At 38.0% G+C, this 10,886-nt stretch carries 8 protein-coding genes; 1 reads left to right on the forward strand and 7 read right to left on the reverse strand.

Going from position 1 to position 10,886, the window contains the following annotated elements:
• The first annotated feature begins 303 nt into the window (after positions 1-303).
• Complete coding sequence (guaA, locus tag BN1354_RS00185) at positions 304-1,824, forward strand: glutamine-hydrolyzing GMP synthase (RefSeq protein ID WP_053825887.1); 1,521 nt, start codon at positions 304-306, stop codon at positions 1,822-1,824.
• Between the two features lie 5 nt (positions 1,825-1,829).
• Here guaA and BN1354_RS00190 read toward each other — a convergent pair whose 3' ends face one another.
• The 7 genes from BN1354_RS00190 to BN1354_RS00220 form a co-directional block, all read right to left on the reverse strand.
• Entirely contained in the window at positions 1,830-3,908 is a 2,079-nt protein-coding gene (locus BN1354_RS00190) for an HD family phosphohydrolase (RefSeq protein ID WP_045090288.1), read from the reverse strand.
• A 165-nt stretch (positions 3,909-4,073) separates the two neighbouring features.
• Positions 4,074-5,291 carry a 3-deoxy-D-manno-octulosonic acid transferase gene (locus BN1354_RS00195; RefSeq protein ID WP_053825888.1) on the reverse strand — a complete coding sequence of 406 codons (1,218 nt, stop codon included), beginning with the start codon at positions 5,289-5,291 and terminating at the stop codon, positions 4,074-4,076.
• Entirely contained in the window at positions 5,284-6,813 is a 1,530-nt protein-coding gene (gene gltX / locus BN1354_RS00200) for a glutamate--tRNA ligase (protein WP_045090286.1), read from the reverse strand. The genes BN1354_RS00195 and gltX overlap by 8 nt, the downstream gene beginning before the upstream one ends.
• 66 nt (positions 6,814-6,879) lie before the next feature.
• Entirely contained in the window at positions 6,880-7,503 is a 624-nt protein-coding gene (locus tag BN1354_RS00205) for a WbqC family protein (protein WP_045090285.1), read from the reverse strand.
• The gene (gene lepB, locus BN1354_RS00210; protein WP_053825889.1) at positions 7,500-8,969 is read right to left on the reverse strand and encodes a signal peptidase I; all 1,470 of its coding nucleotides are present in this window, start codon (positions 8,967-8,969) and stop codon (positions 7,500-7,502) included. The genes BN1354_RS00205 and lepB overlap by 4 nt, the downstream gene beginning before the upstream one ends.
• A gap of 23 nt (positions 8,970-8,992) precedes the next feature.
• Complete coding sequence (gene dapB / locus BN1354_RS00215; protein ID WP_053825890.1) at positions 8,993-9,724, reverse strand: 4-hydroxy-tetrahydrodipicolinate reductase; 732 nt, start codon at positions 9,722-9,724, stop codon at positions 8,993-8,995.
• Positions 9,725-9,800: 76 nt separating this feature from the next.
• On the reverse strand, positions 9,801-10,814 hold the full coding sequence (locus BN1354_RS00220; protein WP_053826372.1) for an NAD-dependent epimerase/dehydratase family protein: 1,014 nt from the start codon (positions 10,812-10,814) through the stop codon (positions 9,801-9,803).
• Positions 10,815-10,886: the final 72 nt, after the last annotated feature.

The following is a 10,886-nucleotide window of genomic DNA, read 5'->3' on the forward strand; positions in this document are numbered from 1 at the left end:
TTCAAAGATAAGAAAAAACTCTAAGCAATAATAAAATTACTGTTTATAATGATTCTGCATTTCATATGTTAGAGTATCACAGAGTGGGTTAATTCTTTTATTGCTCTTATATTGCTCTTACCTACCTCTTATGATCTTCTTTTACAAAAGGAACTTGTAATATAATGATATGAAGAATTATAATGCAATGTGAGACTGCTTTAAGGGCAATTAATTATCTTATAAAGCAGATTCTTTTTATTTCAAATCAATCAGTTTCATACTTTTCGTATCTTTGCACTTTCAAACCTCCAAACTATAATTATGCACGAGAAAATAATAATCCTTGATTTCGGATCACAGACTACACAGCTTATTGGAAGAAGAGTGAGAGATTTAAGTACATATTGCGAGATTGTACCATATAATAAATTCCCTTTTGAAGATGAAACCGTAAAGGGTGTAATCCTTTCCGGCAGTCCATTCTCAGTTAATGATCACGATGCTTTTAAGATAGATCTTAAAGATATCAGAGGTAAATATCCAGTACTGGGAATCTGCTACGGAGCGCAGTTAATGGTTAGTGAATCAGGAGGTGAGGTTTCTCAGCCCGATAGTCGTGAATATGGTCGTGCACACCTGAATATTTTCGAAAGTAATGATCCTCTATTCGCGAACCTATCACAAAACAGTGAAGTATGGATGTCTCACGGTGATACAATCGTAAATGCTCCTGAAAACTTCACTCTTACTGCATCAACTGAAGATGTAAAGTGGGCAGCTTACAAGATTAACGGAGAAAAAACATGGGGTGTGCAGTTTCATCCTGAAGTGTATCATACTGAACAGGGAACTGCTTTACTAAGTAATTTCCTTGATATTTGCGGTATGAATAGGGACTGGACTCCGGCTTCTTTTATTGAATCAACTGTAAGGGAGCTGAAAGAGGAGCTTGGTGACGATAAGGTAATACTTGCACTTTCTGGTGGTGTTGACTCTTCTGTCACTGCAGTATTATTGAACAGAGCTATTGGTAAAAACCTTACCTGCGTTTTTGTTGACCATGGCCTTTTACGCAAAAATGAATTTGAGACTGTTCTTGATGATTATGAGCATCTTGGATTAAACGTTATTGGTGTTGATGCTAAACAGCATTTCTATAAAAAGCTGGAAGGTGTTACTGATCCGGAAGAGAAGAGGAAGATCATAGGGAAAGGGTTTATTGATGTTTTCGAAAGGGAAGCGCATAAGCTTAAAGATATAAAATGGCTTGCACAGGGAACAATTTATCCTGATATTATCGAATCTCTTTCAATAACAGGGGTTACAATTAAAAGTCACCACAACGTTGGTGGTCTCCCGGAAAAGATGAATCTGAAACTTTGTGAACCACTTAAGTTGCTGTTTAAGGATGAGGTACGTAAGATTGGTTTGGAGTTGGGTATGCGACCAGGACTTATTCATCGTCACCCGTTCCCGGGACCTGGATTGGGTATCAGAATACTTGGTGCAATTACACCAGAAAAGGTTAGAATTGCTCAGGAGGCTGATGATATCTTTATCTCCGGACTTCGTGAATATGGGTTATACGATAAAGTGTGGCAGGCAGGTGCTATTTTACTGCCGGTGCAGTCAGTAGGTGTTATGGGTGACGAGCGCACTTATGAGAATACTATTGCTCTGCGTTCGGTTACTTCTACTGATGCTATGACTGCCGACTGGTCACGACTGCCTTACGAGTTTCTTGCAAAAGTATCCAATGAAATAATTAATAAGGTGCAAGGGGTTAACAGAGTAGTTTTTGATATCTCTTCAAAACCACCTGCAACAATAGAATGGGAGTAAGTTGATTAGTTCTCAGGAACTTTAAGCTCAGGGTATGCAATCCTTGAGTGATAGATAGTCATTAACTTGTCAACAAACACATTCTTAACTGTCTGAATATCTCTGAAAGTGATAGGAGCTAACTTGAGATATCCCTCATTTACCTGTGAGTCTATAATTTTATCTACCAGCTCGCGTAAAGTCTTTTCGGTATATTCAGGCAGACTTCTTGATGAGGCTTCAACTGCATCAGCCATCATCATAATAGCTGTTTCTTTTGTAAATGGATTTGGACCGGGATAGCGGAATGATGCTTCATTAACCTCTTTGCCCGGGTTTGCATTTTTCCAGGATATGTAAAAATATTTTGGCATGCTGGTACCATGGTGCGTCTCGATAAAATCAATAATCTGCTGAGGCATATTATATTTCTGTGCAATCTTCACACCATCTTTTACATGATTAATGATAATACGTGCACTTTCTTCAAATGGTAATCCTGCATGCGGATTCATACCTGGTGTCTGGTTTTCTGTGAAGAAAGCAGGATTGACCATCTTTCCAATATCATGATACAATGCTCCTGTTCTGATTAAAGATGCATTGGCACCCAGTTTTGCAGCTGCAGCCATACCAAGGTTTGAAACCTGCAACGAGTGCTGGAAAGTTCCGGGTGCTTTTTCTGAAAGCTCTTTGAGTAGTGGTTTGTTTATATTTGAGAGCTCCACGAGAGTTACTCCTGAAATAAAACCGAAGGATTTTTCTACCAGGTAAACCAACGAATAGGAGAACATTATAAATATGAAATTAATCAGGAAATAGATAAACATAACCCATTCCAGATCGGTAACATTACCCTCGTTGTACATGATTAGTCCTACATATACAGCACTGTACGTAAATAGTATGAAGAATGAGCTTCTTATTAGCTGAGAACGCTCAGACAGCTCCTTCAGCATAAATATAGAAACCATTGTAGCCGATATCTCAAGAACAACAAATTCAAAAGAGTAGGGTACCATCAATGCACTAAGTATGATAGTAACTAAACTTGCAAAAAGTGCAGTTCGGGAATCAATGAATGTGCGTATAAGTATAGTTAATATTGTATATGGTATAATATATACACTGAAAAGATCAAATCGTACAGTCAATGCTGTTAGTGCTACAAATATAAATATCAGCAATAGCATAAAAACAACATGTTTCCTGTTTCTGTACTCAGATGGTCTGAAGTAGAGCAGATACATATAGAAAGATAGAAACATGAAAAGTACAAGAATAAACTGACCTATTACTCTCCATGTGCCCTTGGCGGCACCTCCGCTTCTTTCTTCTGAAACCTGCCTTAATGAAGAGAGAATATTAAATGTACGTGAGTCTACAATTTCCCCCTGATCAATAATCCTCTGTCCCTGCTGTACCATACCTCTGCTGATGTCAACCTGCTGAACAAACTCCTCTCTGGCTTTTTCGGATGTTTCTGCATCGTAGATTATATTCTCCTGAATATATTCATTTATATTGGCCGCTTTCAGTATGTTGTCATAAATACCCTCGGGTGTTTCATTAAGCACACTCTCATAGGCAGAGCGTATTGTGAAAAAAGTACTGGCGCTCCTCGACTCAGCTACATTTCCTTTTTTTAATCTCAGGGCTCCAGTTCTGGATGCTGTAATACGGTCGTAATCCTCAGAGCGCATAATTCCATTATCGTAGATCTCGTTCAGTCTTTTGCGAATATATATTTTATATTCGGGAGGAAGCTCTGAAAGGCGTTTGTCTAAATTCACGTCAGCATCAAAATTGGCAAGTGCATTAACTTTTACGCTCTCGTTGATTACAAAATAGGGTTCGTAAAATTGCAGTATGCTGTCTTGCTCAATCTTTAACTGATCAGCTGGTTTATATATCGGAAAATCGAAAGGTGCAGTCAGTAAGCCATACTGCCATGGCCTGCCCTCAGTAAATGTATAGTTGAAGCTTCCCTGACGAGGGAATATATATGTTATTATGAGTATAGCAATTACAAAAACCAATGGTACGAATACTCTGGTTTTTATTCTGACTTTCTTTTTAGATGTCTTCTGGGGTGTAGAGTTCATATTCACTATGTTAACCTCCTGATTTGTTAATAGAACAACTTTATAATGAAATTGTTTTATTATTTATTTTGCTTATAATAACTGTTTATAAGCAGTTATACATCTTATGCAATTCCACAACTTAATTATAATTGATCGGTATAGAATATAAAAATAACAAATATATCAAAAGATATGATTTAAAATAGTATTTGTTGCACCTGAATTGCTAAAGATATAATTTTTAGCCTCTTTACCGGCTTTTTCTCTCAATTCGGGCTCGTTGATAAACGACTCCATCAATTTGTTAAATTCAGCTCTGTTTTTTATTGTAAATCCACCTCCGGTTGCGATCAGGTCGTGAGCTTCTCTGAATTTTATAAAATTGGGCCCGAAAATTACAGGAATACCATAAACAGCAGCTTCAGGAAGATTGTGTATGCCATCACCAAATCCTCCGCCTATGTATCCTATATCTGCGTAACGGTATACTGAAGCAAGCAGGCCAAAGCAGTCAATGATCATACAATCGGCATTCACTGTATCAGTGTCAGTTAAACCGGAGTATCTTTGTGAGGGGCGACTAAGCTTCTTTTCTATTTCAGTAAGATGTGACTCATCTATTTCGTGTGGTGCAATGATGAGTTTTAGGTTTGGGTGACTGTTAAAGTAATTTATAAAAATATCTTCATCAGCAGGCCATGAGCTTCCTGCTATAAAAATAATTGAGCCTTTATCAATAAATTTCTCTACTATAGGCAGGTTTACTGTCTGTTTCTGAATCTCAATTACCCTGTCTATCCTTGTATCGCCCGCTACAGTTACATTTTTTATCCCATGTTTTTGGAGTAATTTGTGTGATTCATCATCCTGTACAAAAAAGTGCGTGTATAAAGAGAGCATATTTCTGTATGGTGATCGCAATTTTTTGAAAAAGGATTGATTTTTTCGAAAAATAGCGGATACCAGATATACAGGGATTCTCCTTTGATAAATTTCATTAATATAGTTGTACCAGAACTCATATTTTATGAAGATTACCATATGAGGATTTGTAAGCTCAAGAAACCTTCTGGCATTCTTTTTTGTATCAAATGGGAGATATGTTACTATGTCGGCAAGAGGGTAGTTATACCTTACTTCATATCCCGAAGGAGAGAAAAATGTAAGTAGTATTTTATATTCCGGTTTGCTGTTTTTTATCTCTTCAATAATAGGGCGGGCCTGTTCGAACTCGCCTAGTGAAGCAACATGAAACCATATATATTTTGCTTTTTTGTCAATCTCTTTCTCAAGCAGATTAAATACACTCTTATGTCCATCTATCATCAGCCTTGCTTTCCTCTTGAACGGAGAAACAAGGCGTATAAATAGCGACATGAAGTAAATTCCCAGGTTATACATTTTCCTGAATCTCTATTCTTTTTATAGCAGTTAGGAGTCTCTTGTTTGTCTCTTCTTTTCCAATTAATTCGGTAATGTCGAACATATGTGGACCTTTTCCTTCACCTACGATAGCTAGTCGGTATGCATTCATAATATTACCTGTGTGAAGTTCATTGGTTTTAATCCACTCCATAACGACTTTTTCCTGATTATGTGCACTGAAGTCTACCATCTGCATGTTGAGGTCTATCAACTGCTGCATATGTTCGGGTGTTTCCTTTTTCCAGCGTTTACGAACGGTTTTTTCATCGTATGTTTCGGGAGCAAGGAAGAAGAAAGAGGATTGTTCCCACAGGTCACTAACAAAGGTTGCTCTGTCCTTTACAAGTGAAACCACTTTTGATATTTTTTCCGTTGTAGAGGATATACCTTTCTCAGTCAGTAACGGTACAAAGAGTTTGGCCAGCTCTTCATCCGGCATTCTTGCTATATATTGGTGATTATACCACTTTGCCTTCTCAATATCAAATTTTGCACCACTCTTACTGCATCTCTCAAAAGAAAATGCTTCAACCAGCTCTTCAAGTGAGAATATCTCCTGCTCTGTACCGGGGTTCCAACCAAGGAATGCAAGAAAGTTTATGATTGCTTCATGTAGATAACCTTTTTCGCGATAACCTGATGAGATTTCCGAAGTCTGCGGATCTTTCCACTCAAGTGGGAATACAGGGAACCCTAATCTGTCACCATCTCTCTTGCTTAGTTTTCCTTTGCCGTCAGGTTTTAGAAGCAGAGGCAGATGAGCAAAAGAGGGCATAGTATCTTCCCATTCTAAGCTTTGATAGAGCCAAACATGCAAAGGTGCTGATGGTAACCACTCTTCACCCCTTATTACATGAGTGATTTTCATAAGGTGATCATCAACCACATTAGCAAGGTGATAGGTAGGAAGTTCATCTGCAGATTTATAAATCACCTTATCATCAAGCACAGAGGAGTTTATAACAACTTTTCCTCTTATCATATCATTTACGGTTATATCTATTCCCGGTTCAATCTTTATTCTTACAACATACTGTGTTCCGGCTGATATAAGGGCATCTGTTTCTTCTTCAGAAAGTGTCAGAGAATTTCTCATTAAATTTCTGGTAGATGCATCATATTGGAAGTTAGATATTTCAGATCTTTTTGAGTCCAGCTCCTCCGGAGTATCAAATGCAATATACGCTGCACCTTTGTCAAGAAGCTGATTTACATATTTCTTATAAATCTCTTTGCGTTCAGATTGTCTGTATGGACCATATTCGCCGCCTTTGGAAGGACTCTCATCAAAAGTCAGTCCCAGCCAGTCGAAAGTCTCCTGTATATACTCTTCTGCACCGGGTACAAACCTTGCTGAGTCGGTATCCTCGATACGAAGAATAAAATCACCACCTTTTTGTTTTGTATAAAGATAATTATATAATGCAGTGCGAACACCACCAATATGCAGCGGTCCTGTTGGACTGGGTGCAAACCTTACTCTTACTTTTTGATTCATTATTATGGATGTCGTTGAATGTGCAAAGATATGCAAAATAGATAAATTCTCAATATCAAAATATTGTCACAGATAGAATGTGGACTCATTTCCCATGTTGAAAAGAAGATCTAATATGCTCAAATTGTTCTGAAATCCAAGCTTGTCTGAGAAGACCTGGTAATATGGCCTGGTTATAAATTCAGAAGGGCGTTTAGGGTGAATAGTCTCACGCAGATCAACTAAACTTTCTGATATTTCAGTTATATAGGTTTCTGTGTAGGTTATCTCTGTCTCTATCCCTGTCAGCCTGCAGATCAATGTTCGCAGCTGTTCGTTAAAGTCATGAAGAAAAGTAATCTTTTTTTCATAAAACGGTCTAAAGTCATCCTCATAATATTGAAAAAAAGGAGTCGAGTTGTAAGCCGAAGTAATGGCATTCCAATGGAGGTGACGCCAGTTGCCATGCTCGGCAATTCGAATATCCTTCATCAATGATTTGGTGCTCTTGGGCTTCTCTATTGGAATACTAAGAGGAAGTGGACCATTTGCCCCTGCAATAATACATCTGTTGCGATATGACTGTTTCTGATAGTTGTCGTTAATCTCAATAATAGCCTTGTTGCACCTGTTAAGAGCATAGTAATACTCTATTGGCGCAAGATAAAGAGACGATAACAGGGTTACAGAAGAGGAATCCGAAGATGTCATGCTGAAACTTTAGCACTGCGGAACAGCCTGTTCCAGCGTATTTTACCTTTAAACCATGCTCTGTCTTTTTCAAGAGACAGCCAGATTAGCTGGGGCTGACCTACAATATGATCCTCTGGTACAAATCCCCATGAGCGTGAGTCGGCAGAATTATGTCTGTTGTCACCCATCATGAAATAGTAGTCATATTTAAAAGTATAGGAGTCTGACTCCTCACCATTGATGAAAACCTTACCATCACGATAAGCAAAGTCGTTGCCCTCATAATTCTTTATACATCTTTCGTATGTTGCAACCTTATAATCCAAATTACTGTCGAAAGTGATTGTTTCACCTTTTTTGGGTATCCAGAGAGGACCGTAATTATCTCTTGTCCACTGTGTATTATAGTCGAGTGGGAAATAGTAGCTTGTTCCCGGCAGTTCCCTCTCTTTTATTATTTCCCATACAAAAGGCTTCGACTCTAACTCCTCTATCATATCGTTTGTTAGTGGTATACCGAAATAGACTCTGCCATTGTTACCATTTCGAGGTTTCAGATTGAATATTGACATACTAAGGCTGTCAACATCAGCAAGGTCTTGAGAACGGGATACAATCTGTCCGTAACTGTTTTGAGTGTTGTAGTCGGCAATATTTATTCCCAGTTTACTAAATACATCAGAAGATATTATAGTTCCATCTGTATGTATCATATAGTTATGCTGTGACAGTCTGGGGTTTGGAATGTAATTGCCATCGATGAAGACAGAGTCATTTTTTAATTCTATTGTTTCACCCGGTAGCCCAATACATCTTTTTACATAGTTTTCTCTTCTGTCGACAGGACGATAGACTATATCTCCATAAGTACGTTTATCTGCACGAACACCTTCACTGCCATTTGGATGGAGTTTTGATAACAGGTAGAAATCAATTCCCTGCTGATTCAATGCAACTGTATCTCCCACGGGGAAATTGAATACAACTATGTCATTTCTTTTAACTTTACCAAATCCTTTAAGTCTGTTGTATTTCCACTGTGGCTTCTCGATGTATGACTTACCGCCGGTTACAGGCATTGTGTGCTGTGCAAGCGGAAATGAAAGAGGTGTAATTGGGGCACGGGGACCGTAACTCAGTTTGCTTACAGCCAGAAAGTCCCCAACCAAGAGTGACTTCTCAAGAGAGGATGTCGGTATTTGATAATTCTGGAAAAAGAATGTATTAATAAAATATACAGCTATTAATGCAAAAACAATTGCGTCAACCCATTCCATAGTTTTACGGAAAAGATCATTTTTTGATTTCTTCCAGAATCCCCAGGGAATGAATTTGGAAATATATATATCAAGAAAAAGCAGTATAAACAGTAATACCCATGGTGATTGCGACCAAAATGAGAATAAAATGGTGAGTATTGTCCATACTACAAACCATAGCCATTGTCTGCCCGAGGCTTGTCCAAAACGTTCTTTTAGAGTCATATTCTATATTATTTGTCTTATGATTAAAGATTACCAAGCATGTCTTTCATGCCAAGAAATCCTTTCTTACCTTTTGTGAATTCAGCGGCAAGAACTGCCCCAAGGGCAAATCCCTTGCGACTTTTAGCATCATGTGTTATTTTAATGATATCTGCTTCTGATTCATAGATCACGGTGTGAATACCAGGTACCTCACCTTCACGGAATGATTTGATTTTCAGGTCGTGGCCGGTGGAGTCGGTTGTGTTGTTATCATCTAATATCCAACCGCTTTTCCTGTCAATATTTGAAATAATGTCTTCAGCAAGAGTTATTGCAGTCCCACTGGGAGCATCCAGTTTATGTATATGATGTGTCTCTTCCATGCTTACATCATAGTCGGTAAACCTGTTCATCAGCTTAGCCAGGTAGTTGTTAAGCGCAAAAAAGAGGTTTACACCGAGACTAAAATTTGAAGCGTAGAAAAAGGTTTTTCCGTTTACCTCACACTCTTTTATTATCTCATCTAAATGCTCAAGCCAGCCTGTTGTTCCTGAAACTACCGGAACATCTGCTGCAAATGCATTTCTATAGTTGCTAAGTGCACTTTTTGGTGAAGTAAATTCAATTGCAACATCAGCACTCCTGAATGAATCGGTTTGAAATTTATCCTCTTCATTTATATCTATTGTACAAACTACCTCATGTCCTCTTTGCAGGGCTATTTTCTCAATTTCACGCCCCATCTTACCATATCCTATAAGTGCTATTTTCATTTGTTTCAATACTTTTGAGTAGCAAAAATACAAAAATTGGCCGACTTACACTATTAATGTATAAAATTGAAGAAAATTAGAGCCAACCTTGCTCTTTATACCATTGCACGGTTTTTTCAACACCCTGTTTCAACCTGTATTTGGGTTTGAAATTGATATCCTCTTTCAGAGGGGTTATGTCACATGCCCAGTTGCGTTGCTTCATTATACGATATTTGTCACTGTTGAAAGTGGATGCCTTTCCTAAAAGTGAAGCTGCTTTTTCACTTATCACTGCAGCCGGTTTTACAAGAAAAAGAGGGATTTTAAATCGTATAACATACTTCTTATTCAGAGCATCCTGCACAATTTTATTAAACTCTGTATCAGTATATATATCGCCATCAGCTACAATATATTCTTTTCTGACAATACCTTTTTCCAATAGTTTGAAGATCACATCAACCAAGTCTTCACTGTAGATAAATGTTAGTATCTGTTTTTTAAATCCAGCACCAATATCCAGACCGCTTTTAACAGCCTTCATAAGAATATAATAGTCTTTGTCTCTAGGTCCGTATACACCTGTTGGCCTGATAATCAGATAGGGAAAGTCTTTGAGTCCCTTTAGAAAGTTTTCTGCTTTCAGTTTACTTTTTCCATATGCTGTGGTAGGGTTTGGTATATGATCGTTTTTTAAAGGGGTGTAGCCAAACTCATCTCCTGAACCCATTACACTCAAAGAACTCATCAATACAAAGGCCTCCGGAACAGCATCAATTTCTATCAGGGATTCTGCTAAATTGCGTGTCTGTATGTAGTTGACATTATCGAAATCTGATTTACGGATAGCTTTTGTTAAACCTGCAATGTGAATAATATAATCGAACTTTCCATGCTTTTCAGCCAGATCTGTTAACTGATTCATGAGACTGTTTTTATTTGAGCAATCAAGGAAGGCAAACTGAATGCGACTGTCTGTCAAATACTTTCGACTACTGCTGCTTCTAATGCCTGCCCAGGTATCATATCCCAGTTCAATTGCTTTGTCAACTGCCGTGCTTCCGATAAAACCGCTGGCTCCGGTTATAAGTACCTTTTTTTTGATCATCTGTTTCATCTTAACTATTGCAAAAATAGCAATTACCTAATGATTTAAAAGTAGTGTTATTGCGAATTTTTT

Source organism: Lascolabacillus massiliensis (assembly GCF_001282625.1).
Taxonomy (GTDB): Bacteria; Bacteroidota; Bacteroidia; order Bacteroidales; family Dysgonomonadaceae; genus Proteiniphilum; species Proteiniphilum massiliensis.